This window comes from Marinobacter lacisalsi, assembly GCF_042651045.1.
GTDB classification, from domain to species: Bacteria; Pseudomonadota; Gammaproteobacteria; order Pseudomonadales; family Oleiphilaceae; genus Marinobacter; species Marinobacter lacisalsi.
This window is the reverse complement of the sequence record NZ_JBHSDI010000012.1, coordinates 200,418-226,364: the sequence shown is the minus strand read 5'-3', so window position 1 is coordinate 226,364 and position 25,947 is coordinate 200,418. Positions and strand designations below refer to the sequence as shown.

Annotated in this window: 27 protein-coding genes and 1 tRNA gene; 17 read left to right on the top strand and 11 right to left on the bottom strand. The window is 61.3% G+C overall.

The window, feature by feature from the left end; all coding sequences use genetic code 11:
- Positions 1-13: 13 nt before the first annotated feature.
- From ACFOZ5_RS09545 to ACFOZ5_RS09530, 4 genes are read left to right on the top strand one after another with little or no spacing between them, the layout of a single operon-like run.
- The gene (locus ACFOZ5_RS09545) at positions 14-1,213 is read left to right on the top strand and encodes a cytochrome D1 domain-containing protein (RefSeq protein ID WP_379886817.1); all 1,200 of its coding nucleotides are present in this window, start codon (positions 14-16) and stop codon (positions 1,211-1,213) included.
- The gene (locus ACFOZ5_RS09540; RefSeq protein WP_379886816.1) at positions 1,203-1,973 is read left to right on the top strand and encodes a PhnD/SsuA/transferrin family substrate-binding protein; all 771 of its coding nucleotides are present in this window, start codon (positions 1,203-1,205) and stop codon (positions 1,971-1,973) included. The genes ACFOZ5_RS09545 and ACFOZ5_RS09540 overlap by 11 nt, the downstream gene beginning before the upstream one ends.
- Positions 1,970-2,758 (top strand): CbbQ/NirQ/NorQ/GpvN family protein, encoded by a 789-nt coding sequence (locus ACFOZ5_RS09535; protein ID WP_379886815.1) that lies wholly within the window; start codon positions 1,970-1,972, stop codon positions 2,756-2,758. The genes ACFOZ5_RS09540 and ACFOZ5_RS09535 overlap by 4 nt, the downstream gene beginning before the upstream one ends.
- Positions 2,724-3,098, top strand: a complete 375-nt coding sequence (locus tag ACFOZ5_RS09530) for a hypothetical protein (RefSeq protein WP_379886814.1) — start codon at positions 2,724-2,726, stop codon at positions 3,096-3,098. The genes ACFOZ5_RS09535 and ACFOZ5_RS09530 overlap by 35 nt, the downstream gene beginning before the upstream one ends.
- Positions 3,099-3,385: 287 nt before the next feature.
- On the opposite strand, the gene ACFOZ5_RS09525 is transcribed toward ACFOZ5_RS09530, so the two are convergent.
- The 6 genes from ACFOZ5_RS09525 to ACFOZ5_RS09500 form a co-directional block, all read right to left on the bottom strand.
- Positions 3,386-3,625 carry a cytochrome C oxidase subunit IV family protein gene (locus ACFOZ5_RS09525; protein WP_379886813.1) on the bottom strand — a complete coding sequence of 80 codons (240 nt, stop codon included), beginning with the start codon at positions 3,623-3,625 and terminating at the stop codon, positions 3,386-3,388.
- A gap of 12 nt (positions 3,626-3,637) precedes the next feature.
- Positions 3,638-4,210, bottom strand: a complete 573-nt coding sequence (locus ACFOZ5_RS09520; protein ID WP_379886812.1) for a cytochrome c oxidase subunit 3 — start codon at positions 4,208-4,210, stop codon at positions 3,638-3,640.
- A 5-nt stretch (positions 4,211-4,215) separates the two neighbouring features.
- The gene (locus tag ACFOZ5_RS09515) at positions 4,216-6,039 is read right to left on the bottom strand and encodes a nitric oxide reductase activation protein NorD (protein WP_379886811.1); all 1,824 of its coding nucleotides are present in this window, start codon (positions 6,037-6,039) and stop codon (positions 4,216-4,218) included.
- 1 nt (position 6,040) lies between these two features.
- On the bottom strand, positions 6,041-7,000 hold the full coding sequence (locus ACFOZ5_RS09510; RefSeq protein ID WP_379886810.1) for a 4Fe-4S binding protein: 960 nt from the start codon (positions 6,998-7,000) through the stop codon (positions 6,041-6,043).
- Positions 7,001-7,062: 62 nt separating this feature from the next.
- Complete coding sequence (locus tag ACFOZ5_RS09505) at positions 7,063-8,478, bottom strand: cbb3-type cytochrome c oxidase subunit I (RefSeq protein WP_379886809.1); 1,416 nt, start codon at positions 8,476-8,478, stop codon at positions 7,063-7,065.
- 10 nt (positions 8,479-8,488) lie between these two features.
- Positions 8,489-8,938, bottom strand: a complete 450-nt coding sequence (locus tag ACFOZ5_RS09500; RefSeq protein ID WP_379886808.1) for a c-type cytochrome — start codon at positions 8,936-8,938, stop codon at positions 8,489-8,491.
- A 268-nt stretch (positions 8,939-9,206) separates the two neighbouring features.
- Here ACFOZ5_RS09500 and ACFOZ5_RS09495 point away from each other — a divergent pair, with 268 nt between their 5' ends.
- The 4 genes from ACFOZ5_RS09495 to ACFOZ5_RS09480 all read left to right on the top strand — a co-directional run bounded on the left by ACFOZ5_RS09495 (position 9,207) and on the right by ACFOZ5_RS09480 (position 12,432).
- Positions 9,207-9,851, top strand: coding sequence for a bacteriohemerythrin (locus tag ACFOZ5_RS09495; RefSeq protein WP_379886807.1), 645 nt, complete (start codon positions 9,207-9,209; stop codon positions 9,849-9,851).
- Positions 9,852-9,884: 33 nt separating this feature from the next.
- Entirely contained in the window at positions 9,885-10,805 is a 921-nt protein-coding gene (locus ACFOZ5_RS09490) for an AEC family transporter (protein WP_379886806.1), read from the top strand.
- Between the two features lie 60 nt (positions 10,806-10,865).
- Positions 10,866-11,858 (top strand): Vgb family protein, encoded by a 993-nt coding sequence (locus tag ACFOZ5_RS09485; RefSeq protein ID WP_379886805.1) that lies wholly within the window; start codon positions 10,866-10,868, stop codon positions 11,856-11,858.
- 115 nt (positions 11,859-11,973) lie between these two features.
- On the top strand, positions 11,974-12,432 hold the full coding sequence (locus tag ACFOZ5_RS09480) for a DUF2147 domain-containing protein (RefSeq protein WP_379886804.1): 459 nt from the start codon (positions 11,974-11,976) through the stop codon (positions 12,430-12,432).
- Positions 12,433-12,447: 15 nt separating this feature from the next.
- Here the strand turns inward: ACFOZ5_RS09480 and ACFOZ5_RS09475 are convergent, their stop codons facing one another.
- Positions 12,448-13,479, bottom strand: coding sequence for a histone deacetylase family protein (locus tag ACFOZ5_RS09475; RefSeq protein WP_379886803.1), 1,032 nt, complete (start codon positions 13,477-13,479; stop codon positions 12,448-12,450).
- A 171-nt stretch (positions 13,480-13,650) separates the two neighbouring features.
- Between ACFOZ5_RS09475 and ACFOZ5_RS09470 the strand changes: the two genes are divergently transcribed.
- The 7 genes from ACFOZ5_RS09470 to ACFOZ5_RS09440 all read left to right on the top strand — a co-directional run bounded on the left by ACFOZ5_RS09470 (position 13,651) and on the right by ACFOZ5_RS09440 (position 20,515).
- Positions 13,651-15,084, top strand: coding sequence for a thioredoxin family protein (locus tag ACFOZ5_RS09470; protein WP_379886802.1), 1,434 nt, complete (start codon positions 13,651-13,653; stop codon positions 15,082-15,084).
- Positions 15,081-15,608, top strand: coding sequence for a UGSC family (seleno)protein (locus ACFOZ5_RS09465; protein WP_379886801.1), 528 nt, complete (start codon positions 15,081-15,083; stop codon positions 15,606-15,608). The genes ACFOZ5_RS09470 and ACFOZ5_RS09465 overlap by 4 nt, the downstream gene beginning before the upstream one ends.
- A 32-nt stretch (positions 15,609-15,640) precedes the next feature.
- Positions 15,641-17,056, top strand: a complete 1,416-nt coding sequence (gene selA, locus ACFOZ5_RS09460; protein WP_379886800.1) for an L-seryl-tRNA(Sec) selenium transferase — start codon at positions 15,641-15,643, stop codon at positions 17,054-17,056.
- A complete protein-coding gene (gene selB, locus ACFOZ5_RS09455) occupies positions 17,053-19,008 on the top strand; it encodes a selenocysteine-specific translation elongation factor (RefSeq protein WP_379886799.1) in 1,956 nt (651 codons plus the stop codon). Before selA ends, selB begins: the two co-directional genes overlap by 4 nt.
- Before the next feature lie 5 nt (positions 19,009-19,013).
- A tRNA-Sec gene (locus tag ACFOZ5_RS09450) sits at positions 19,014-19,109 on the top strand.
- A gap of 330 nt (positions 19,110-19,439) precedes the next feature.
- The gene (locus ACFOZ5_RS09445) at positions 19,440-19,922 is read left to right on the top strand and encodes a hypothetical protein (protein WP_379886798.1); all 483 of its coding nucleotides are present in this window, start codon (positions 19,440-19,442) and stop codon (positions 19,920-19,922) included.
- Positions 19,923-20,200: 278 nt separating this feature from the next.
- Positions 20,201-20,515, top strand: a complete 315-nt coding sequence (locus tag ACFOZ5_RS09440; RefSeq protein WP_379886797.1) for a HigA family addiction module antitoxin — start codon at positions 20,201-20,203, stop codon at positions 20,513-20,515.
- Positions 20,516-20,543: 28 nt separating this feature from the next.
- Here the strand turns inward: ACFOZ5_RS09440 and ACFOZ5_RS09435 are convergent, their stop codons facing one another.
- Complete coding sequence (locus ACFOZ5_RS09435) at positions 20,544-21,497, bottom strand: IS110 family transposase (RefSeq protein WP_379886796.1); 954 nt, start codon at positions 21,495-21,497, stop codon at positions 20,544-20,546.
- Positions 21,498-21,567: 70 nt separating this feature from the next.
- Here ACFOZ5_RS09435 and ACFOZ5_RS09430 point away from each other — a divergent pair, with 70 nt between their 5' ends.
- Both ACFOZ5_RS09430 and ACFOZ5_RS09425 read left to right on the top strand, forming a co-directional pair.
- Positions 21,568-22,248: a L,D-transpeptidase family protein gene (locus tag ACFOZ5_RS09430; protein ID WP_379886795.1), complete on the top strand. Its 681-nt coding sequence runs from the start codon at positions 21,568-21,570 to the stop codon at positions 22,246-22,248.
- 73 nt (positions 22,249-22,321) lie between these two features.
- Positions 22,322-23,521 carry a serine hydrolase domain-containing protein gene (locus ACFOZ5_RS09425; RefSeq protein ID WP_379886794.1) on the top strand — a complete coding sequence of 400 codons (1,200 nt, stop codon included), beginning with the start codon at positions 22,322-22,324 and terminating at the stop codon, positions 23,519-23,521.
- A 150-nt stretch (positions 23,522-23,671) separates the two neighbouring features.
- On the opposite strand, the gene ACFOZ5_RS09420 is transcribed toward ACFOZ5_RS09425, so the two are convergent.
- The 3 genes from ACFOZ5_RS09420 to cadR form a co-directional block, all read right to left on the bottom strand.
- Positions 23,672-24,649 (bottom strand): quinone oxidoreductase family protein, encoded by a 978-nt coding sequence (locus ACFOZ5_RS09420; RefSeq protein WP_379886793.1) that lies wholly within the window; start codon positions 24,647-24,649, stop codon positions 23,672-23,674.
- Positions 24,650-24,765: 116 nt separating this feature from the next.
- Entirely contained in the window at positions 24,766-25,398 is a 633-nt protein-coding gene (locus tag ACFOZ5_RS09415) for a cation transporter (RefSeq protein WP_379886792.1), read from the bottom strand.
- Positions 25,399-25,491: 93 nt separating this feature from the next.
- Positions 25,492-25,944, bottom strand: coding sequence for a Cd(II)/Pb(II)-responsive transcriptional regulator (cadR, locus tag ACFOZ5_RS09410; protein ID WP_379886791.1), 453 nt, complete (start codon positions 25,942-25,944; stop codon positions 25,492-25,494).
- Positions 25,945-25,947 lie beyond the last annotated feature (3 nt).

Here is a 25,947-nt window from a genome sequence, read left to right as displayed (position 1 = left end):
AACGGGAGGGTTCATGAGACAGAGAACAGCAATGCTGGTGGTTATGCTTCTGGTGCTGCTGGGCCTGAATGGTTGCCAGAGCCCTGCCACCGTCAGTGAGCTGCGTGGCACCGGCGACCTGGGGCTGGTGATAGAGCGGGCCACGGGTTCTGTGCTGGTGGTGGAAACCACCGGCAACAGCGTGCTGGGTCGCATAGAAGGCCTTGGTGACCTCTCCCATGCCTCTGTGGTGTATTCGCGGGACGGCCGTTATGGCTATGTTTTCGGGCGTGACGGTGGGCTGACCAAAGTGGACCTGCTGACCCGGTCCATCGAGGATCGGGTCATCCAGTCCGGCAACAGCATTGGCGGCGCCATTTCCCAGGATGGCCGTTATGTGGCCGTGTCCAACTATGAGCCTGGCGGCGTGAAGGTCTTCGACAGCGAGACCCTGGAACTGGTGGCCGATGTACCCGCCACCTACACCAATGCGCAGGGGGAGACTGCACGATCCAAGACCGTGGGGCTGGTGGATGCCCCGGGCAACCGGTTTGTCTTCAGCCTGTTCGATGCTAACGAAATATGGACACTCGACGTGGCTGGCGATACCCCGGACGTGACCCGATACGACGCTGGTAAGGCGCCCTACGATGCCCTGATCACACCAGATGGCCGCTTCTACATTGCCGGACTGTTCGGTGAGGATGGCCTGAGCATGCTGGACCTCTGGCAGCCGGAAGCCGGGGCCATCGACATCCTGCCGGGTTATGGCAAGGGGGAACAACAGCTGCCAGTCTACAAGATGCCCCACCTGGAAGGCTGGGCAATTGCCGGCGGCCGCGCCTTCGTGCCGGCGGTGGGGCATCACCAGGTGCTGGTGGCGGATATGAATGACTGGTCCCTGATGGAGCGCATCCCGGTGCAGGGCCAGCCGGTGTTCGTCATGGCCAGCCCCGATAATCGCCAGATCTGGGTGAGTTTTGCCCACCCCAGGAACGATGTGGTACAGGTCATTGATGCCCGCACCCGGGAGATCATCCGTACCCTGGAACCGGGCAAGGCAGTACTGCACATGGAGTTCACCCCCAGGGGCGAAAGGGTCTGGATTTCCGCCCGGGACAGTAACCGGGTGACGGTGTATGACACCCGCACCCTTGAGCCGGTGGCGTCATTCAGTGCCGAAAAGCCCAGTGGCATCTTCTTTACCAGCCGGGCTCATTCGCTTGGGCTCTGAGTTCCGGCGCTGCATTGCGGCAGCGTTGCTGGCAGGGGCCTCAATCGGCCTCTTCGGGGGATCGGCGCATGCCGGGGAGCCGGCCTTTCTGATCGGTATCGAGCCCGACGGCCGGGTTTCAGAAGTGGCGCGTCGCCGCCTGGAAAAGTATCTGGATACCCAGGGGTGTCTGGCCGACATCCGCTTCACCACCGATGACCCGGCTCTGGCGCTGGTGTTCCGTGCTGGTATTCCCGGTGCCGGTGAAACACCGGTACTGGTGGCAGTCAATGCTGGTGGCAGGCTTCCGCAACCGGCCTGGATAACACGTCGGACCGCCGGCGTCCGGGGGCTGGCGGACTTGGAAAATCGTGACCTTGCAACCGTGGCCGGTCATGACCCGCTGGGCTCCGAGTTACCCCTGGCGGCACTCCGGCGCGAGGGCGTATTGCCCGATTCCGGACGGTTTTATGAGGCGGGTGACTACAGCTCGGCACTGGGGTTGCTTCTCCATAACAACACTCACGCAGCGGTCTCGGAGCTTGGCTTCGTTGAGCCGTTCCTGGACAAGAACGGGCTGGTGGTCACCTGGTCAGGCGAGCCGGTCATAGCGGGCGGGTGGTATCGCCGTGCCGGCTGGAACAATGCTGTTGCCGCCTGCGAGCAGGCGCTGGCCCGGCGGCAACGCGACGATGATCGCCAGGCCTTTGCGGCCTTTCCCGAATGGGTTGCCGGGTTCGCCCGGCACGACAGTCAGAATTCAGAGGATAGTAGCCAATGACGTTCTACCAACCGGTTGGCCATGAGGTTGAACTGTTCCGCACGGCAGCCGACAACGGCCTGCCCGTGCTCATCAAGGGCCCCACAGGCTGCGGCAAGACCCGATTCGTCCGCTACATGGCAGAGCAGCTGGATCGGCCGGTCTATACTGTCGCCTGTCACGACGACCTCACGGCGGCCGATCTGGTGGGCCGCCACCTGATCGGCCCCGAGGGTACCTACTGGCAGGACGGCCCTCTGACCAGAGCCGTGCGCGAAGGTGGTATCTGCTATCTTGATGAAGTGGTGGAAGCCCGCAAGGACACCACCGTGGTGTTGCACCCGCTGGCGGACGATCGCCGGGAGCTGCCCATTGAGCGCACGGGTGAGGTGCTGACGGCGGCGCCGGGTTTCATGCTGGTGGTGTCCTATAACCCCGGGTATCAGAGCCTGCTCAAGGGTATGAAGCCCAGTACCCGCCAGCGCTTTGTGTCCCTGAGCTTTGACTACCCGCAAGCGGATATGGAGCAGACCATCGTGATGGAGGAGTCCGGGTGTAACCGGGACCTCGCCGCACAACTGGTGAGCCTTGCCCAGTCGGTCCGCAACCTGAAGGACCACGATCTGGAAGAAGCGGCGTCAACGCGCCTGCTGATCCATACCGCCCACCTGATCAAGGCGGGAGTGCCGGTGGCCCGGGCCTGCCGGGCCGGAATGATCGAGCCCCTGTCCGACGACGAAGCAACCGTGAACGCTCTTATGGAGGTGGTGTATGCCGTATTCGGAAGGCCAGAGCAAAGCCAGTAGCGGGGCCGTGGTACCGGTGATCTGGTACCTGCTCAACCTGCTGGCCCTGCCGGTCATCGGGTTTGCGGTGCTGCTGTGGCTCTATCTGCACTCTGCCGACATGCCGGAGCTGCGGCGAATGCATGCCCGGGCGACGTTCTATATGTCGATCATCGGTGCGGTGCTGATCTTCGGCGGCGTTGGGGCATTCTGGCTGGCCTTCGGCCATACCGGCAACTTCTGGACCGGCGCCATTGTGTGGGCCATCGTGTTGCATACCAGCTTCGTTTTGTGGGGGATGATTGCGTTGGCCCAGGCTATTGGGGAGAAGCCGCCTTACTTTCCGCGACGGTTTGTTTAAGTCCGCGCCGTTGGTTTAAGTATTAATATTTGTGGAGGAGGGCGCGGCCGGGTAGGCCTTTCCGGAACACGCTCCTTCCGGCACCCCTGCGGGGTCCGGCCCGCAATCGCAGATTGCGGTCGTGAGGCTGTCGCATGAAGCTTCGCTTCATAAGCGCTCGGCCTCACCCTTGTGTTGCTTGGGCTCCGCCATCCATGGCTCCGCACAGTTCCGGAAAGGCCTACCCGGCCCCTCCCTTTGAACTTGGGGGTCGCCGCCGCGACGATGGCCCCTGAGGGCCAGACACCCTATAACAAACTACGAACTCCGGCCAACGCCGCAATGACAACCACAGCCCAGCCCTGGGTAGCCAGTCGCCAGCCTCTCGGGGCATCTTTCATTTCCATAAAGTGATCCACCAGCAGAGTGGCCTTGATGAGGACCAGGATGAATACCATCCAGACCAGAATCGACGCGTCGGCTCCCAATTGCAGAGCGATCACCGGCGCCATGGTGCATGCCAGAAGAACCAGATAGACAGCGAGCATCAGTAACCCCCCTCAGGCCAGAACGTAGAGCATCGGGAACAGCACCAGCCACACCAGATCCACCATGTGCCAGTAGGATGCTCCGGATTCCATGCCGTTCATGTCGTCACCGTTGTAGTCGCCGTTTTTCACCTTCACCGCCAGTACCACCAGGATGATCTGGCCAAGCACCACGTGCATGAAATGGAAGAAGGTGAGGAAGAAATAGAACATGAAGAAGGTGTCTGTACCCAGGTTGTAGCCGCTGCTGTACAGCTCCACGTACTCCCAGAGTTTGCCGAAGGTATAGATGGAGGACGCCGCAATGGCTCCCCAGAGCAGCAGGGCCACCCGGGGCTGGCGGTGACGCAGGCGGTGCACGGCAACGGCCACCAGGTAACTGGCGGTGATCAGGCCCACGGTGTTGATCAGGCCGGTCCAGGGGTGCAGCGCGGTCCGCCCGGCGGCAAAAGTGTCCGGATCAAGGCTGCGGGCGATGCCGAAGCCGATGAAGAAGATGCCGAACACCGCCAGTTCCGCAAAGATAAAGAACCAGACGGCCAGGTCGCCGGGCAGGTGCCGGTTGTCGGATGGGGCGTTTTCCATACGGCTCAGCGGGTCAGGTTCATGTAGAGCTTGGGCAGCTGCAGAGGCAACTGGACCGGATCCTTGATCACCACGAAGTTATTGCTGCCGAACACGTAGGGCAGGTACTCGCTGGCGTCGTCGTCAATGGTGACACAGAACGGCGTCAGGCCGGCCTTGTGGGCTTCCTGCACCGCCATGCGGGTGTCTTCCACGCCGTACCGGCCTTCGTACAGGTCCAGGTCGTTGGGCTTGCCGTCGGTGAGCAGCAGCAGGATCTTCTGGTGCTCGTGACGCCCCTGTAGCAGCCGGGCGGCCTGGCGGATGGCGGCGCCCATGCGGGTGTAGTAACCCGGCTCCAAGGCCTGGATGCGGCCCCGGCTGACATCGTTATAGGGCTCGTCGAACGCCTTGATATGGTGAAAGCGTACATGGTCGCGACGGCGGGATGAGAACGCGAACAGGGCGAAGGGATCGCGGCTGGCCTGCAGGGCCTCGCTCAGCAGTTGCAGCCCATCCCGGGCAATGTCGATTACCCGTTGGCTGTTGTTGATGTAGGTGTCCGTGGACATGGAGATGTCCGTCAGGATCAGGCAGGCCAGGTCCCGCTGGTTCTGTTTGCAGCGGCGGAACAGTTTCTGGTCAATTTCGCCGATACCCCGGCGATGCTGGACTTCCCGCTCCATACACGCGTCCAGGTCCAGCTCTTCCCCTTCGGTCTGCCGGCGTTCCCAATGGCGCAAGGGCTTCAGGGCGCTGAACTGGCGGCGCAGGCGCATGGCGGACCGGGACAGGTGATCCGGCAGGGGGGAGGGCACGGACTCCTTGCTCAGCATGGGTTGCAGGCAGCAGTAGTTGTCCCGGTAGTCCTGGCTGCGCCAGTCCCATTCCGGCAGATGTATGCCTGGGCCCAGGTGGAGATCATCGTTCTCCTCCGAGGGCAGGTCCAGGTCGAACTTGATGGCGGAAGATGACTCACGGCGGTCGCTGGACACCGAGATCATATCCATGTCGTCCGCCACCGCGTCGGCATCGTCCTCTTCGGTGTCGTCGCCCGCCCGGTCCACGGGAATGAACTCGCTCCAGGAGAACAGGCTTTCCAGGCGGAACAGCATCAGCCCCTGGTCCTTGTCGAAGGCATCCACCCGTTCGGCCCGGCGGCGCTTGCGCTTCTTCTCCAGCCCCCCTGGCTTTGAGCTCATGTTGTCATCGCCGATGATCTGGCCGGTCACCTTGCCCGGGGTCATGGTGGGGTAGAGCCAGAGGATCACCGGCCAGGGGTCGGAGTCCGCCGCCGGCAGTGAATCCACACTGCCCGGGTGGATCAGCGCCTGGCGGATGGCCTTTTCACGGTTGCCTTCGGCTTCTGGCAAAGTGGTCGAATCCGGGCGCCATTGCAGGGTGTGCCGGACCAGGCGCTGGTAGACAGGCTCCAGCCCCGGCCACCGGGCCAGAAGGGTCTGTACCATGGCCTGGTTGCCGGTCAGCCAGTCGTCTTCCGTGCATTCGCCCTGGGCGGCGAGGGCGGCCAGCCACAGGTACAGGTCGCGGTTGAGCTGTTGCGAGGGGAACAGCGCCAGCCGGTCCGGCAGTCGAAGGCTCTGTTCGTCCCGCCAGGCCAGTTCGAACTTCTTGTGGGTGCCCGCCAGTTTCTGCAGGAAACGGCGACGGGTGCGGAAGTGGCGGGGTTCGGCCACCACCAGGCTCAGGGCCGGGTCGCCCCCGAGGGCCCGGAACAGCACGCCCAGGGTGCGGGCTTCATCCTTCAGGTGAACCGCATGTTCCGGGAACTCGCCCATGGCATGGCGGGTAACGTACTCATGCCATTTGAAGCCTACCCACTCTTCCATATCAACTCCCCGTGTTCAGGCGTGTGGATGGTGTGGTGTCGATCTGACGCATTGGTATCAGCACGGTCTGCCTGCCCGGTGTGCCGGGTTCCCAGTGCAGCAGTGAACCCTCCGGGTTGTCCTTCTGGACCTCGCGGCAGGCGCTGACACATTGCAGGCACTGGGTGCAGGAGAACTTGGCCCGCTTGTGGCTGCGGGTGGGCAGCCGCATGGGGCAGGCCTCGTCGCAGGCTTTGGTGCAGTCACGGCAGGCGGCGGCCCGTCTGGCGTCGAAGGTGACCACCCGACCACGGCCATTGGTCATCCAGGCGATGCTCTGCACCAGCCCGACGGCACAACCGTATTTGCAGAACAGGTGCCGGGCAAACAGGAAGTCGAAGGTGAACACGGCGGTGGCAACCGCCAGGAAAATGGCTGGATAGCGGCCCAGCTGCCCGGTTACCAGGTCGGTGTACAGGGGTATGGGTGGTAACAGGTAAGAGAGCATGGCCAGCGCCCATGAAAAACCAATCAGCGCGCAGACCAGGGTCAGGCCCGCCCAATGCACGGCTTTGCCGGTGTTGCCTTTTCTGAGGGCCTCCCAGAGCGTGGGACGGCCTGTGATCCGGGTCATCAGGTTGTTGATAGTCTCGACCACGGAAAAGTGCGGGCACAGCCAGCCACAGTACAGGCGCCCCCACTTGTAGAATATCCATAGTGCCAGCGGCACCAGAACAAGAATCGGCAGGACGAACCAGAACAGGATCTGCCCGGCCACTTCCGCCGGTGAACTCTGGGATACCCAGGCCGGGTCCAGATTGAATGACAGGGGAAAGCCGAACACCACGAAACGGGTTTCGGTCAGGTCGTAGCGGAATATATTGAGTACAGGCGCTAGCAGGAACAGCGCGAAGAAGGCGCTGCGTGTCATCAGCCGCTTCTGCTGGAGGGTGTCCTTGCTGTTGACGGTTTGCGCATGCACAACGTTGGTCCGAATCTGAGGAAAAAAAACCGGGGCCCGCAGGCCCCGGTGGTTATTGCGGATCAGGCGTCGGCGGTAGCCGGGCCACGGACTTCCTCGGCAGGGCTTGCCTGACCCTTGATGAAGAAGCTGCCGAGGTACACCACCAGGCCGGCCATGAAGAAGGCACCAGCCACGAACCGCATCCAGTAGAACAGGGCGAGCTGATCCTGGCCTGCCATGAACGACATGGCCTCGCCACTTTCCGGTATCCGTTGCAGCCACACCTGCAGTACACCGGCGGCGGTCAGGAACAGGGTGATGAACACCATGGAGATGGTCATCAGCCAGAAGCCCCACATTTCCACAACCTGGGCGGTGTTGCCGTTGCCATAGGGCCGGCCCCGCATGATCGGCACCGCGTAGGAAATGATGGTCAGTACGATCATCACATAGGCGCCGTAGAACGCCATGTGGCCGTGGGCGGCCGTGATCTGGCTACCGTGGGTGTACCAGTTCACCGGCGCCAGGGTGTGCAGGAAGCCCCACACGCCAGCACCCAGGAACGCCATCACGGTGGTACCCATGGCCCACAGCAGCGCCGCCTTGTTGGGATGGTTGCGGCGGCGCCGGTTGATCATGGTGAAGGCGAACACCACCATCATGAAGAACGGTAGCGGTTCCAGTGCGGAGAACACGGAGCCCAGCCACAGCCAGTACTCGGGCGGCCCGATCCAGAAGAAGTGGTGTCCGGTACCGATGATGCCGGTAATCAGCGCCATGGCGACGATCACGTACAGCCACTTCTCGATGACCTCCCGGTCCACGCCGGTAAGCTTGATCAGTACGTAGGCGAGGATGGCGCCCATGATCAGCTCCCATACGCCTTCCACCCACAGGTGCACCACGAACCACCAGAAGTATTTGTCGGTAGCCAGGTTACCGGGGTTGTAGAAGGAGAACAGCCACAGCACAGCCAGGCCGATCAGGCCGGTCACCAGCACAATGTTGACGACCGTTTTCCGTCCTTTCAGGGCTGTCATCAGAATGTTGAACAGAAAGCCGCCAACCACGAGCAGTATGCCGATCTTGGTGATGGTGGGCTGTTCAAGGAACTCCCGCCCCATGGTGGGCAGTAAACGGTTCATGGTGATGTCTGCCAGGGTGGCATAGTCCACGAACAGGTAACCGAGAATGGTCAGGGTGCCGGCAGCGGCAAACACCCAGAACAGGATCCACGCCAGCAGCGGACTGTACAGCTCCGTCTGGGACTCTTCCGGCACCATGTAGTAGGTTGCGCCCATGAAACCGAACAATAGCCAGACAATCAGCAGGTTGGTGTGAACCATGCGCGCTACGTTGAAGGGAATCTCCGGAAACAGGAAATCACCCACAACATACTGAAGCCCCAGTACCAGGCCGAACACGATCTGGCCGGCAAACAGGATCAGGGCAAAGATAAAGTAGGGCATTGCAACCCTTTGGGATTCGTATTTCATATCGGAGCCCTCAGCCTTCGATGTTGGGTGGCCAGTCGTTGTCGTCGATCTTGGAGGTCCACTCCAGGAACGCCGCGAGATCGTCGATCTCCTCATCGGTCAGATTGAAGTCCGGCATCTGCCGGCGCCCGGGGACGTTGGTGGGCATGGCGTTCATCCATGCGTTGAGGTAGGACCGGAAGACTTCACTGTCACCGCCACCACGGCGGTCGAACACGTTGCCCAGCTCCGGTGCAAAATAGGCCCCTTCGCCCATGATGGAGTGACAACCAACGCAGTTGTTCTCTTCCCACAGGTGTTTGCCGCGAACCACCTGATCGGTCAGCTGGTCACGGTTATCCCGTTCGGGCATTGCCCGGATCTGAGTGTCAAAAGTCAGCGCCAGGAACAAGAGGACGAAGAAGGCACTCCCCCCCAGATAAATGTTCCTGGCCATGCCTTTGGTAAAGCGCTCGGCCATTGGTCTGCTCTCCGTTTTCGTTATAAAACCCGACTACAGCGCTAGGGTATAAAGTAGGAAGTGGGAAAGGTTTGATGATTGTCAAAGGCGGCCAGTCATTTACCAAATATCCTGCCGATTACCTCCAGAGGAGTACGCACGTTTCGGGGGTGGTGATGTACTCTGGCGATAGTGTGCCGTTCGGGTAGTTCGCTGATCCAGGTAACTCAGTAGGCCAGCGAATTACCCGAACGGCACACTCAATGCCCCACTGAAGGATGGTGACCCCATGTCTCAACGGTCTGCCCCCTCGCCTGACTTCCAGCTATTCCCCTGGACGAGCCAGTTCGAAACCGGCATCGATCAGATTGACGAGCAGCACCAGAAGCTGGTGGAAATTCTCAATCGCCTGGCCTGGCACCTGTCCGCCGAACAGGACGAACTGCGCGCTGGCGACGTGGTGGATGAGCTGCTGGACTACGCCGGTTACCACTTCCGCTGTGAAGAGGCCATCTGGAAGAAGTACTTCAGTGGCAGCAGCCTGGAAGCCAACCATCACCAGGCCCACGAGTATTTCTTCGAGCAGGTCCGCCATTATGAGGAGCGGCGTCAGCGGGGCGAGGAGAGCACCCTGGCGGAGATGTTCGACTTCCTGACCCGGTGGCTGGCCTTTCATATTCTCGAAGCGGACCGGCGCATGGCGCTGATGACCTTCTCCATCCGCGCCGGGTATTCCATCGAAGAAGCGGCAGATGACGCCGACCGTACCCTCAGTGGCACCACGTCAGTGATGGTCAAGGCCATTCTGGAAATGTACGGCAAGCTCTCCGGCAGCACCGTTCAGTTGATGAAGGAGCGGGCCGCGCGCCGGGCTGCGGAAGAGGAGCTGGAAAAACTCAGGGCGGAAAGGGGCCACGACGGGCCAGGCAACTGAGGTTACAATGGCGCTCCCTCATCAGGAGAAGTCATGACCGCCGCACTCGCGCTGTTGTTCAAGCTGCTGCCCCTGTATATCACCGTCGCCCTGGGCTGGATTGCCGGCCGTTATCTGCAGGCCAGCGGCAGTCATATTGCCGGCATCATGCTGTACATCGTCACCCCGTCGGTGGTGTTTTCCGGGGTGATGGCGGCGCCGCTGTCGCCGGAAGTCATCCTGCTGCCGTTTGTGGTGTTTGCCCTGTGCTCGTTGATCGGCCTGGCCCACCTGTGGCTGGCGCGGCGGGTGTTGCACGATGGCAGCGCCAGTATGATTCCCCTGTCAGTGGGTACCGGCAACACCGGCTACTTTGGTATACCAGTAGCGCTGCTGCTGTTCGGCGAGCAGGGGCTGGCGCTCTACATTGTCTGCATGTTGGGCACCACCCTGTTTGAAAACTCCCTGGGCTTCTACCTCGCGGCCCGCGGTCGTTACAGCATCCGGGATGCGCTGATGAGGGTGGCGCGGCTGCCTTCGGTGTATGCCTTCGGGCTGGCGGTGGTGCTGAACCTGTCAGGGCTTGGTATTCCGCAGGTGCTTACGCCGCTGTTTGATAACCTGCGCGGGGCCTACAGTATCCTCGGCATGATGATTATCGGCATGGGCATCCTCAGTTTCCGGGGGCTGGCGGGGAACCTGCGGTTTACCGGGCTGGCGTTCTTCGGCAAGTTTGTGACCTGGCCGCTGGTGGCCATTGCCCTTTGGTGGCTCGATGCCACGGTGCTGGGTATCTACGACACCGCCGTCCATCAGGCCATCTTTCTGATCTCCATCACCCCTATTGCCGCTAACACCGTGGTGATCGCCACTCTGCTGGATACGGCGCCAAGGCAGGCTGCCGGCACAGCACTGCTCAGTACACTGTTTGCGCTGGGCTTTATCCCTTTCATGGTGGCCATGGTCCTGTCCTGAGGCCGCACCGTCATACTATAGTGAGACCTGAATGAGGAACTCTGTTCAAGGAGCGCTGCCATGAAGCCTTTCGCCCCGATTCTTGCCGGACTTGTGCTTGCCCTGGCACTGCCAGTGGCACAGGCCGCTGCACCGGCAACACCCGACCTGAAGGAATGGAAAATACCCTGGGACAACAGCCGCCCCCGCGACCCGTGGGTTGGGCCCCAGGACAATACGGTGTGGTTCGTGGGTCAGGCCGGCGACTACGTGGCCACCCTCAACCCTGAAACCGGTGACCTGAAACGCTACCGCCTGGACCCGGGCACGGGCCCCCATAATGTCATTGCCGATGAGCGCGGCGCCTTCTATGCCGGCAATCAGGCCGAGCACATTGGCCTGATCGATCCGGAAAGCGGCGATATCCGCAAGTTCAGGCTGGAAGGTGATGGCCCCAGGGATGTCCACACCATGGGCTTTGATGCCAACGGCGACATCTTCTTCACCGAGCAGGGTGGCAACCGTATAGGCTGGCTGGATGTGGACCAATACGACTTCCGCATGTTTGATGTGGAGACCGAGTGGGCCCGACCCTATGGCCTGGTGGTAAGTAGTGAAAGCCGGCCCTGGGTGGCGTTGTTCGGTACCAACAAACTGGCAACGGTGGACGCCAAAGGGAAACTGCACGAAGTGACCCTGCCCCGGGACGGGGCCCGGCCACGGCGGCTGGATATGACCGATGATGGCATGGTGTGGTATGTGGACTATGCCGAAGGCTTCCTGGGACGGCTGGACACCGGAACCGGCGACATCCTGGAATGGCCTGTTCCCGGCGGCGCTGATGCCCGGCCCTATGCCATGGCGCTGGATGACCAGGACCGGCCCTGGTTCGTGGAAACCGGTGCCAGCCCCAACCGGCTGATCGGGTTTGACCCGCAGACCGAAACCTTCTCCACCCCCGCTACCATTCCCAGTGGTGGAGGTACCGTGCGTCATATGGTGTTCGACCCTGACGTCCGGGCATTGTGGTTCGGCACCGATACCAACACCCTGGTCCGGGCCACGCTCCGGTAACTAGTGTCCCGTTGCTGATAGTGTGAAACCGGGTCTGGCATTCCTGGCTGTGGATAGCTATTCTGGCACCACGCCCGTTGTGATCGGGTATAACAAAAACAATGAGATCCACCACATGAAACTCAAACTGAACCTGCTGACCGCGCTGGCGGTTGTCCTGTCTGTGCTTTCCGTTCGCGAAGCTTACGCAGACCCCCGTGGCCTCTGGAATACCGAAGACGACAGCGCCCAGGTGCAGCTGGAATCCTGCGGCAACCATCTGTGTGGCCATATCGTCTGGCTGGAAGAGCCTCTGGATGACCAGGGCAATCCCAAGACCGACGGCGAAAACCCGGAACCCGAGCTGCGTGACCGTCCCATTGAAGGCCTGAAGATTGTCTGGGGGCTGGAGGACGGCGGTGACGGTAAAAGCTGGGAAGACGGCAAGGTCTATGACCCGGAAAGTGGCAAGACCTATAACGCCAAGGTCAGCCTGGAAAAGCCGGATGTACTCGAACTGCGGGGCTACGTGGGTATGCCACTTTTCGGTCGTACCTCCACGTGGACCCGCGCCGGGCAGGCACGTAGCCAATAGCAGGGGTGAGCGAGATCAGGCCAGCTGGTCAAACCCCGTCAGGACATTGGCCACATTGACCCCGATGGCCTCCACATCATAACCCCCTTCCATGGTAAACAGCGTCGGCAGGCCCATCCGGCCCAGGCGTTCGCCCATTGCCAGGTAGTCCTCTGATGTCAGTTTGAAGAACGAGATCGGGTCACCCTCGAAAGTGTCCACGCCCAGGGGCACCACCAGCGCGTCCGGCCTGAAGTCCGCAATGCGCTTGCAGGCAGTCTCGAGGCCCTGCCGCCATTCGCTGAACGGTGTGCCCGGCGGGTAGACAAGGTTCAGGTTGCTGCCTTCGCCGTCACCCTCGCCAATCTCGTCCTCAAAGCCCAGGAAGTGGGGAAATACCAGATCCGGATCCCCGTGCAGGCTGATGGTCAGCACGTCATTGCGGCGATAGAAAATACTCTGGGTGCCGTTGCCGTGGTGGAAGTCCACATCCAGGATGGCCACCCGTTTCGCGCCCTGGTCCAGGAAAGCCTGGGCGGCAATGGCGGCGTTGTTGAAGAAACAGTAGCCACCGAACAGGTCGGCTGCCGCGTGATGGCCCGGGGGTCGGCAAAGGGCGAAGGCTGCCCGCTCGCCATCGGCCACCAGCCGCTGGGCGGTGAGGGCTACGTCCACCGAGGCCCGGGCTGCCTCCCAGGTGCCATCGGTGATAGACGTATCTGCACCCAGGGCGTAATAGCCCAACCGCCCGTCGATGTCTTTCGGCACCCGCTGGCGCATGCCACGGGCCGGCCAGAACTGGGGGATGGCCTCGCCCGGTTTGCCGGCGGCGGCCCACTCGCTCCAGCAGTGTTCCAGGAAGCTGACGTACTCCAGGGTATGCACCCGCAGAATGGGGGCCAGATCGAAGTTAACCGGCGCCACAATCTCACCCAGTGACTGGTCGCGAACACGCTGCAGGATGGTTTCGGCCCGCGACGGTCGCTCGTGGGGTTCGATCAGTACCCCGCCATCCAGTTCGGAGGTGGCGGTGCGGCGGTGATGCAGCGGCGAGTAGACGGTTTTCATGGTCGTGTCTTCCGGCCTCTTTGTGGTCAGAATACTACTGTTCCACAGCCCTGCGGAGATCTCAATCAGCATCGTTTTTAGGACAACCGCTCGATTTTTTCCTGCCGCCTGCTATCCTGTTTTCCATCCCCAAACGTCAACAAGACCCGGAAACCGGGCGGAACCAAAACCATGCCTTCATTACCCGATGGCCTGATCGTGGTCGCCAAGCGCGACTGCCCCACCTGCCAGCTGATCGAACCGTTGCTGGCGGATATTGACCGCCAGGCCGGCCCGCTCACCGTCTATTCCCAGGATGACCCCGCTTTTGCAGAGGGTGTCAGTGGTGCACACCATGACGCCACCCTGGAGCACTCCTTTCGTTTGAAGACCGAGTTCGTGCCCACCCTTATCCGTGTTGAGAACGGCCAGGAAGTGGAACGGACCTATGGCTGGCACCGGGGGGACTGGCAGCAGATGACCGGCATCGCGACGCTGGGGGAGGACCTGCCCCCGATGCGTCCCGGCTGCGGCTCGAAAACCCTGGAGCCGGGTATTGCCGAGAAGCTGGAAGTACAGTTTGGCGACACCCGCCTCAGCGCCCGCGAGATTGAGACTGATGCCGATGACCTGATCGAAGCCTGCTATGAGCGGGGCTGGAGCGATGGCCTGCCGGTGGTGCCACCGACCCCGGAACGGGTGCTGCGGATGCTCAAGGGCACCGACCGTGACCCGGCGGAGGAGGTCGGCCTGGCGCCGCCGGACCTGGCCCCCTGCACGGTGGAAAAGGTGGCTATCAACGCGGTCATGGCCGGCTGCAAACCGGAATACATGCCGGTGCTGCTGGCGGCCCTGGAAGCGGCCCTGACCGATGAATTCGGGCTTCATGGCCTGTTGTGTACCACCATGTTTGGTGGGCCCATGATTATCGCCAACGGTCCGGTCACCAAAGCCATCGGCATGAATTCCGGGGCCAATGCTCTGGGCCAGGGCAATCGCGCCAATGCCACCATCGGCCGGGCCCTGCAGCTGATTGTGCGCAATGTCGGCGGCGGCCGCCCCGGCGAGATCGACCGGGCCACCCTGGGCACACCGGGCAAGTACACCTTCTGTTTTGCCGAAGCGGAGGACAGCGAATGGCTGCCCCTCGCCGAGGAGCGTGGCGTACCTTCCGGCAACTCGGCGGTTACCCTGTTTGCCGGGGAAGGCGTGCAGGGCGTTGTCGACCAGAAGTCCCGTACGCCCGAGTCGCTGGCAAAGTCCTTTGCACTGGCCCTGAGGGCCGTGGACCACCCCAAGATGGCCATGGCCGGCGATGCGGTGCTGGTGGTCTCCCCCGAGCATAGCCGCGTGTTTATCGAGGCGGGCTGGACCAAGGCCCGTTTGCTGGAGGAACTGGAATCACTGCTCCGGTTCCCCGGGGAGGAAATGGTCGCCGGCGCCGGCGGCATTGCGGAAGGCATCCCGGAGCAGTTCCGGGACAAGACCGTGCCCAAGTTCCGCCCCGGCGGGTTACTGATTGTCCGGGCTGGCGGCACCGCCGGCCTGTTTTCTGCCGTTATTGCCGGCTGGGCCGCTTCCGGTCCGGTCGGTTCCAGTCCTGTAACCAGAGAGGTGAAGGTATGACACACACAGGCGTGATGCTCGACCCCACGGGCGAGCTGTCACCGGCGGTACGGGCCAGGCTGGCCCGGCCCGCCAGTCTGGCGGGCAAGACCGTCGGGCTGCTGGATATCTCCAAGCCCCGGGGTGACGTGTTCCTGGATCGCATCGAGGAACGCCTGACCGCCATGGAGGTGACCGTCAAACGCTACCGCAAGCCCACGTTCACCCGGGTCGCCCCCACCGAGCTGAAACAGCAGATCGCCGGTGAAGTGGACCTGATCGTGGAAGGGCTGGCCGACTGAGGTTCCTGCACGTCGTGTTGTACACATGACATCGCGGACCTGGAAGGTCGCAACATTCCGGGCGTAGGCGTTGCCTCCAGCGAGTTTATCCAGGCCGCAGCGGCCCAGTCGAAAACCCTGGGTTTCGAGCCGGCCATGGTGTTCGTGGGCCACCCGATCCAGGACCGTACCGATGACGAGATGCGGGCACTGGCGGATGAGGCCCTGGAGGAGATTGTCCGGCTACTGACACATACGGAGTAGACATCCCTGGTCCGCCAGGGATGGCGGAATTCATGACTTCATCTGAACCAATTTCTGCGCAGGGCACCCGACTACGGCCACCCTCCGTGGACCTGATCCTTGCCTGGCCAGTCATGGTGCGGCTCTGCGCTATCCATGGCCGTCCCGTGGTGCTGGAGTCTATCCGTGAGCGGCTGGACCAATGGCGCCAGCAATCGGAGCCCTTTGACGATACCGATTTCGCCGCCGCTGTGGAGCGGTCTGTTCTGTCGACGGTGGCCCCTTCACTGCGGCGGGTGTTCAACCTGACCGGCACGGTGTTGCACACCAACCTCGGCCGGGCGCCGCTGCCCCAGGAAGCCATTGAGGCTATGGTGTCTGTGGCCTCAGGGGCGTCCAACCTGGAGTTCGATCTGGACAAGGGCAAGCGCGGCGACCGGGACGACCATGTGGAGGAGTGGGTCTGCCGCCTGACCGGCGCCGAAGCCGCCACCGTGGTCAACAACAATGCCGCCGCCGTGTTGCTGGTGCTCAACTCCCTGGCCCGGCGCAAGGAAGTGATTGTCTCCCGGGGCGAGCTGATCGAGATCGGCGGCGCCTTTCGCCTGCCTGACATCATGGCCCGGGCCGGCTGCAAGCTTCATGAAGTCGGCACCACCAATCGCACCCATCCCCGGGATTTCGAGAACGCGATCAGCCCCCGCACCGGCCTGCTGATGAAGGCCCATACCAGCAACTACCGGGTCGAGGGCTTCACGGCGGAAGTGGCGGAGGCAGAACTGGCCGCCATCGCCCATGACCACCAACTCCCCCTGGCCGTGGACCTGGGCAGTGGCAGCCTGCTAGACATGGTGGCCCTGGGACTACCCGCCGAACCCACGGTGCGGGAAACCCTCGACAAGGGTGCGGACGTGGTTACCTTCAGTGGCGACAAGCTGCTGGGCGGCCCCCAGGCAGGCATCATCGCTGGCCGTGCCGAGCTGATCAGCAAGATCCGCAAGAACCCCCTGAAACGGGCCCTGCGGTGCGATAAACAGACCCTGGCGGCCCTGGAAGCAGTGCTGCGGCTCTATGGCAACCCGGACATCGTGGTTGAGCGGGTGCCGGCCCTGCGGTTGCTGACCCGCCCCGAAGCGGCGATTCGGCAGGCCGCCGACACTATCGCCGGGCCGCTGTCCGAGTGGGCCGGGAAAGACTGGGACGTGAGTGTGGCAGAAGTCAAAAGCCAGATCGGCAGCGGCTCGCTGCCGCTGGACCTGCTGCCCAGCGCCGCTGTGCGCCTGACGCCGGTGTCGGGCAATAAACGCCAGCGCAGCCGCCAGCTCAAAGAGCTGTCCGCCCGTCTGCGACAGTTGCCCATTCCCGTGATCGGGCGGGTTTCCGAAGATGCCCTGCTGCTGGACTGCCGTTGCCTGGAGGATTCCGGAGCCTTTCTGGCGCAGCTTGAAGCGGAGGCAAACGAGCCGTGATCATCGCCACCGCCGGTCATGTGGACCACGGCAAGACCACCCTGATCAAGGCGCTGACCGGTGAAGATACGGACCGGCTGGCGGAGGAAAAGCGTCGCGGTCTCACCATCGACCTGGGCTTCGCCTGGACCCGCACGGAGCAGGGCCACTGGCTCGGCTTCGTAGATGTACCCGGCCACGAGAAGTTCATCCGCAACATGGTCGCCGGCGTGGCGGCGGTGGATGCGGTGATGCTGGTGGTGGCGGCCGACGACGGCCCCATGCCCCAGACCCGGGAGCATCTGGCCATTCTCGATCTGTTAGGTGCGAGTGAGGGCCTTGTGGTCCTGACGCGAACAGATCGGGTGGATGGGCGGCGCCTTGAAGAGGTCAGGGCGGAAGTCTCGCAGATGCTGGCGGATACCGGGTTGGCAGAGGCGCCGGTGTTCCCGGTCTCAGGGATCTCCGGGGAGGGCGTTCCAGCATTGTCCAAGTGGCTGGCAAGCCGGGCCATCGAACATGAACGACAACCGGAACCCCCGGCGGCAGGCGTCCGCTTGGTGGTAGATCGTAGTTTCTCCGTGAAAGGCAGCGGCTGCGTGGTCACCGGAACCCTGCTCGACGGCCCCCTGTGCCGGGAAGACACGCTGATGATGTCGCCGGCGGGAATTCCACTAAGGGTTCGTGGCCTACAGGTACATGGGGAGAGCGTGGATCGGGTGCGGGCGGGCCAGCGCTGTGCCGTGAACCTGGCCGGCGACATCAGCCGTGACAGTATCCAGCGGGGTGACTGGCTGGTCGCGCCCTGGCTGCACCAGCCCACCGACCGCCTTGACGTCGCGCTGAATCTGTCACAAGAGGCCCGGCTGCACCGGGGCACCTTCCAGGTCCACATCGGCGCGGCGGCGCGCAGTGCCCGGGTAGTCATGCTGGCGCCGGCAACGCCTGACGCGCCTGCACTGGCTCAGCTGATGCTGGAGCACCCCGTGCAGGCATGCACCGATGATCGGCTGATCCTGCGAGATCCGGCCCTGAACAGCACCATCGGCGGCGGCCGGGTGGTGGATCCCTTTGGCCTGCGGCGGGGGCGGTCGGCGGACAGCCGGACGGGTCTGCTGGCGGCCCTGTCAGCCAGTCGGGATGTCACCGGGCGCCTGAATGCCCGGTTGCAGGCGCAGTCACAGGGTGTGGATCTGGACCCGTTCGCCAGGGCCAACAACCTGACCGATGACCGCCTGGATGAGCTGCTGGGGCGGCTGCGTCCGATGGTGATCCGGGCCGGGTCTTTGCGTCTTGCCTTTGCAGCCGACCACTGGACACGGTGGCAGTCTCGTCTGCTGGAGCGCCTGGACAAATGGCACCTGGACTGCCCGGAGCAGATCGGCCCCACAGAAGCGGAACTGACCCGCCTGACGGGGCCGCAGCTGGACCAGCGGGTGCGCCATCGCCTGCTACAGGGGCTGATCGATCAAGGCGAGGTGTGCCGAAGCGGCTTTCGCCTCCGCCGGCCGGCACACTGGCCCAGGCTTGATTCCACCGATAAGGCGCTGTTGGAACGGGTTCTGGGGCAACTGGAGGGTACCGGCCTGAAACCGCCGATTGCCGGCGAACTGGCCGAGGCCCTGGGCCTGACGCGGGATGACATGCTGGCCTTCCTGGAGAGGATGGACCGCCTGGGCCAACTGGTGGCAGTCGCCCCCAACCGCTTCTACCGACCGGAAATGGTCACCGAGCTGGCGGCGATAGCTGTGGAACTGGCGGAAAACTCCCCCACCGGCGCCTTCGACGCCCGCGCCTACCGGGACCGCTCCGGCATTGGCCGCCGCCTCACGGTCAGCGTACTGGAATATCTGGACCGCGCCGGCGTCACCGCCTTCATCAACGAGGAGCGCCGCCTGCAGCCAGCCTACCGCCAACGCAAGGCGGTCACTGTCCCAGGCAACGACGAAAAAGGTTACACTGCCGACACCTGAACAATGGAAGGGGATCGCTTCCCGGTGGAGCGCCCGGACTTCAAATCCGGTGAGGTGCGCAACGCGTGCCTGGTGGGTTCGACTCCCATACCCTTCCGCCACTATCGTCTCCTTCCGATCAGAGGGCTATCCGAGAGATAAAGGTCGACCTTGCCGGCTTTTCGGCTGGCTGAAACAGCTCTTTCTGGATCTCCATTTGTTCTCTGACCACCACACGCATATTCTGCAAAATCCTGCAAAAAATCAGCCTTTTCTCCACGGTTTGCTCGCATTGGCGGCCCGGTCGATGCAGACTTTTATCATCAGCGTAGCGCGGCGGGATCAATGGCAAAAAGCCGGGTAACCGGAACATAGCCGAGGGCTGCGGTACGCCAATTGTCAGGCGTCGTTTGGGGACGCCGAATCCCAATCAAGCTCAATCAGGAGACAAGATGAAAAAGGTAGGTTTAGCCCTGTTGTTTTCGTTTGCGGCACAGGCATCTCTGGCAACCACGGTAGAGGACCAGGCCAGAGCGGCGGGTTTCACTAACTGCCTTGAGACGACGAAGAAACTGGCGGACTTCCTGGTCAAGAAGCATGCACATGCTTCACATGATTTCTGGAACAAGGAAGCCGTCAATGAGCGGTTCTTTGATTCCGTCATTGTTAAGGACTACTCCGACGGCGATAGCCATATATCTCTAACAATCGTTCCGCGGGGCGGCCAGTGCGATTGGTCTTACACAGAGACTTATCCCGTCGAGCAGCCCTGCCAGATCGTTCGTGAGGAAATGTTTGGCGAAATGGATTATGCAGGGTCATTGAACGAAACAACGATGGCGCTGAAAAATGGCAACGGCCTGAACTATTATCTGACCCCGTCTGAATCCGGTAATACCTGCCTGGTAACCAAGCGGGAAGTGTCGTATCAATAATTAGAGCGACGCCCGCATCCTGCCTACCGCCAACGGAAGGCGGTAACTTCCTCGTGTAACGACGAAAAGAGGCAGGAAACGCCTACCTTCGTTGGCACGCGTCACGTGACGGAATACGCTTTGCCGTATGATCAGGTTCGCCTCCACCCGCTGTCGGGAAACAGGCAGGGGCAGTACGCAATTTCAATAAATGATCAGTGACTTATCGGCTTTCGTTTTGACGATGGCGATGCGTATGAGGTCGAAGTGTGTGATTACCATTGAGTGAGGTGATCACTATGGCTATTCTTAATACTACTGGTATGCAGCGCAAACCGACTCATCCTGGAGAAATGCTGAGGGAGGATTTTCTTCCGGACTATGGACTGACCGTTCCGGGGGTGGCTGAATCTCTGGGTGTCTCTCGCCAGTCAGTTAATGAATTACTGCGCGAACGTCGTGCTGTCAGCCCTGAAATGGCGCTTCGGCTTGCCCGTTTGTTTGGGAATTCGCTGGAATTCTGGCTGGATGTGAAGCGCTCTGTTGACCTTTGGATTGCCGCTCAATCGGTTGAGGAAGAAGTGGATCGGATCAAGCCGCTGCATGCCGCATAACCAGTGACTGTGGTGTCAAACCCATTAATCAGGCCATTTTTTCACGCCACGGCTCCTGATTTTTCATCATGGTATTGAGCACCACAATCATCTTTCTCATGCAGGCGATGAGAGCGACTTTCGGTATCTTCCCCTGGGCTTTCAGGCGCTCATAGAATCGCTTGAACACGGGGTTGCACTGGATCGATGAGAGCATGGCCATGAACATCACCGTGCGTACTCTATGGCGGCCTCCTCGTATCCTGCGTTTGCCATTGAGCTTGCCGCTGTCCCTGTTGATGGGAGCGACGCCGACGAGCGCGGCAATCTCCTTTCGGTTCAGCGAACCGAACTCTGGAAGCTCACTCAGGAAGGTGTAGGCGAGTACTTTCCCAACGCCGGGCACACTGGTCATGATCTCCATTTTAGTCCGCCAATGATCGACTTTGGCGACCTCCTCTTCGATCTGTCGAGTGACCGTTTCGATCTGGTTCTGGAGCATCCTGAGCAGGCTTTTAATGGATCTGTGGAGGGATTTTGGCAAAATCTGGAGACGGTTTTTCTCCATCGTGGACATCTCCAGAAGCTGGGTGCGCCTGACCAGTAAGTCTTTAATTTTCTGAGATGTTTTATCCGGAATCGGCTTGAATTCGGGTTTCAGCGTGGCGGCATATCGGGCAATGATCTGTGCATCAATCCGGTCGGTTTTGGCGAGCACACCGATAGCCTGGGCGTAGCGCCGAACGCTGATTGGGTTGACTACAATGATGGGTAGATCAGCCTGGTTACAGGCTTGAACCAGCGCGTGCTCGTACCGCCCTGAGGCTTCCACGACGATGCGTTCGACCTTGTAGTCTTTGAGAATTTTAATGAAATGCCGGATGTGGGCTTCGGTATTTGGAATAGTGTGAAATTGCCCTGAGGGATGGAGGGCGATGTCCAGGTTTTCTTTACCGACATCGACTCCGATATTGACTGAAGTTTGGATTTCCGTGTTGTTCATAATAAGCTGACTCTGCCTTGCTATACGGGCTCGAGGCCCCGATGACTGTTCGAGTTATCGCTTTAGAGTCATGCAGCGCTACGCACTGGTTACCGGTCTCTCGAAAGAGGAGCCTGCCAAGCATCGAGCTGCTGCACGAAGGCCCCCAGCGGCCACTGGGGGTGGGCCTCAATTTACCCAAACACGGCAGAAATTATCCATACAATGCCACGCACCAGATGCCAAAAACGCCACTTTGCTCTGGTTTGATCGCCGGTGGTGGCGGGCGCTACTTGCTATGAGATACATCGTATTACTGTTCATCGCGTTGACAAATTCTGCCCTTGCTGGCGTTGATCTTGTCAAAGTAGACAAGTCGGAACGCAAGATGTATCTGCTTGATAGCGAAAAAGTGATCAAGGAATACGATGTCGCTTTTGGTGCCAACCCCAAGGGCCATAAGCAGCAGGAAGGTGATGAAAGAACGCCCGAAGGTTCCTACACATTGGATTATAAAAAGGAAGATTCCGCCTTTTATCGGGCAATGCATGTCAGCTATCCAAACGACCAGGATATAGCAGGTGCCAGGCAACGCGGTGTATCACCTGGAGGTTTTATCATGGTCCATGGTCAGAGAAATTGGTTGGGGTGGTTAGCGCCATTGACTCAGCAATTCAACTGGACAGATGGGTGTATCGCACTCACCAACCCGGAAATGGATGAATTCATGGAATTGGTCCAGGTCGGTACCGATATTCAAATTGAGTGGTAGGCATGGAACCCGGCAATCAACCGCATTCTGCCCCCGTCGGGCCCCTAACTAATAAAACAGAAATAGAGACAATATGAAAAAATGGACTGTAGCAGTCATCGTTCTGATTGTGCTGGCGTGCGGAACGTTCTGGGCCATGGCGGACAAGGACATGCGCCGGCTGGTGCTGAATATGCCAACTGATACCAATGTGCTTTTCTGGGAAACCCCGCAGCGGGATGCCGTGTTCCGAGCCATGGACCGGGTGCCCCTGCTGTCGAAATCCCGGACCATCGAGGCGGGAGACAATCCCTATCCGTTACCCGAAGGCGAACCGCTGGACCTGGATGCGGACGTTGATGCCTTTATGGCGTCCCAGCGCACTGCCGCGTTGCTGATCGTGCAGGACGGCAAGGTACGGTTTGAGCGTTATGGCCTGGACTTCGGTCCAGAGGGACGCTGGACCAGCTTCTCGGTGGCCAAGTCCTTTACCTCCACTCTGGTCGGCGCCGCCCTGAGAGACGGGTATATCGACAGTCTCGAAGACAAGGTGTCGGCGTATATTCCGGACCTCCAGGGTTCGGCCTACGACAATGTCACCATCCGGCAGTTGCTGACCATGACGTCGGGTGTGGCCTGGAATGAGGATTACGCGGATCCCCAATCCGATGTCGCCTTGTTCAACGCCCACGAAGCCGACCCGGGCGTCGATGTCACCGTGAGCTATATGCGCCAGCTGGAAGCGGAGGCGCCCCCCGGTACCAAATGGGTCTACAAGACCGGCGAAACCAACCTGATTGGCGTACTGGTCAGCTCCGCCACCGGGAAGACCCTGTCCGACTATCTTTCGGAGAAGATCTGGAAGCCTTTCGGTATGGAGCAGGATGCCAGCTGGCTGCTGGGATCCACGGGGCACGAAATCAGTGGCTGTTGCATACAGGCGTCCACCCGTGACTTCGCCCGATTCGGCCTGTTCATTCTGGGCGGCGGCATGGTTGACGGCGAACCGGTTTTGCCCGACGGCTGGCTGACCCAGGCCACCAGCACGCAGGCGGAGACGGACCAGCCGGACTACGGGTACGGCTACCAATGGTGGACCCTGGACGACGGCGCGTTCATGGCCCGGGGCATCTTTGGGCAGGGTATTTTCATCGACCCGCAGCGGAACCTGGTCATTGCGTCCAACGGCAACTGGCCACAGGCCTCGGATCGTCAGGGCGCTACCCACGGGGCGGAGCGTCTGGCCTTTTTCCGGCAGGTTCAGCAGGCGATTGATCGGGAGCTGGCGGAGTAGGTGAGGTGCAGATTGCTCTTTGAAAAAGTGCGTTTTTCGGTGCTATGAACACTCAAGAACACAATTGATCAAAGAGCCAATCCGGATCAACAGGCGTTTGACCAGTGTGATTGGTGACGGGAGCCGACAGGCTCCCGTTTTTCATTACGATCAGGGCAGCAACACCGTCGAGCCGGTGGTCTGCCCACTCGCCAGGGCCTCATGGGCTTTTGCCACCTCCGCCAGGGGAAAGCGCTGGTTAATATCCGCCTTGATGGCGCCGCTGGATAGCATTTCAAACAGTTCGCCGCACATGGCTTCGAAGCGGGGGCGGGTGTCGGCGTAGCCGGCCAGGCTGGGCCGGGTGACGAACAGCGAGCCCTTCTGGTTGAGGATGCCGATGTTGACGCCGCTCACGGGGCCGGTGGTGTTGCCGAAGCTGACCATCAGGCCGCGCTTCTGCAGGCAGTCCAGAGAGGTTTCCCAGGTGTCCTTGCCCACGGAATCGTAGACCACGGGCACCATGTCGCCGTTGGTCAGCTCCCGCACCCGTTCCACGATGTTCTCTTCCTTGTAGTTGATGGTGGCCCAGGCGCCATGGTCCATGGCCAGCTTGGCCTTCTCCGGGCCGCTTACGGTACCGATCAGTTTTACCCCCAGGGCTTTTGCCCACTGGCAGGCGATCAGGCCGACACCGCCGGCGGCGGCATGGAACAGGATCGTCTCACCGGCCTTCACCGGGTAGGTCTGGCGCAGCAGGTATTGCACGGTCAGGCCCTTGAGCATGGTGGCCGCTGCGGTTTCGAAGTCCACATCATCCGGAATGCCGATGGCTTTCTCTGCTGGCAGCACGTGCTGTTCGGCGTAGGAGCCCAGCGGTGCCTGGGCATAGGCCACCCGGTCGCCCACCTGGAAGTCGGTGACGTCAGCGCCGATGGCGTCCACCACACCGGCGCCTTCCGTACCCAGGCCCGAGGGCAGGGAGGGCACCGGATAGACGCCGGAGCGGAAGTAGATCTCGATGTAGTTCAGACCGATGGCGCGGTTACTCACGCGGATCTGACCTGGGCCCGGTTCCGGCTGTGGGATATCTTCCAGGGTGAGGACGTCCGGGCCGCCGGTTTCGGAAAATCGAATGGCTTTGGTCATCGGCTGGTACCTTTTGTTAGTGATTTTTGTTGGGGCGCTCGCCTGGTTCAGGAGCGCGAAAGCGTCAGTGCCCCATCATACGCGCCATTGACCGGGTTGGTCTGCCACGTGCCCCATCAGTGGGTTGTGCCACCCGCCAGATGGGCATCTCTGATATCACTGCGGGCGTGGCGGACAACGCTGATGCCGGAGGTCACAGCCAGGCTGCCAATCACCGCAGCCACGGCCAGGTCGGGCCAGGCGGTGCCGGTGCCGAATACACCCAGGGCCGCCACCATCACCGCCACGTTGCCGATGGCATCATTGCGGCTGCACAGCCACACCGAGCGCATGTCGGAATCACCGGTACGGTACCGGAACAACAGCCAGGCGACCGAGGCGTTGGCCGCCAGTGCCAGGAAGCCGATCAGCCCCATGGTGACGGCCTCGGGGGTGATGCCACTCTGGGCGACCCAGACCGCCCGGGCCAGTACGGCGATACCGAAAACCGTCATGGTGACGCCCTTGACCATGGCCGCCCGGCCACGCCAGAGCATGCCCATGGACAGCACCGACAGCGACAGCAGGTAGTTGGCGCTGTCGCCAAAGAAGTCGATGGCGTCGGCCATCAGGGAGACGGAGCCAGACTGGAAGCTGGCGACGCCCTCAATCACGAACATGGCCAGATTGACCCACAAGGCAATCCACAGGGCGCGGCGGAATCCCGGGGAAGGGTTCTTTGGCTCCGGGGCGGAACAGCAACTGCTCATAATGACCTCCTGATCTTTGACTATGGTCATTACAAGGCCTGTAGTAGCTACAGGGTCAAGCGCTACAGCGTCAAGCAATCAGGCCGGTAATTCTTACCGGGTGCCATGACTGCCCGGAATATGGTTGTGACTGTCGTGGGGCAAGTTGCCTGTCAGCTCGTCTGACAGCCCGCCAAGAATGCCGCACTCTGCCACGGTGCGGCCCTCTGAACAGGCCTGCTGTAGCCGGGACAGGGTTGACTCCAGTTGTTGCAATTCCTCAAGCCGTTCCCGCACGTGTTCGAGGTGCCGGGCCAGCAGGGCATCCACTTCGCTGCAGTCGGCATCCGGCTGGTCCGCCAGGCGGACCAGTTCGCGGATTTCATCCTGGGCCATGTCCAGGTTGCGGCAGCGGCGGATGAACAGCAAACGGTCCAGGTGAGACTGGCGGTAGCGCCGATAGCCATTGGCCTGCCGGTCCGGTTGCGGTAGCAGTCCGATCTTCTCGTAATAGCGCACCGTTTCCACCGGAATGCCAGCCTGCTGCGCCACTTCGCCAATCTTCATGTC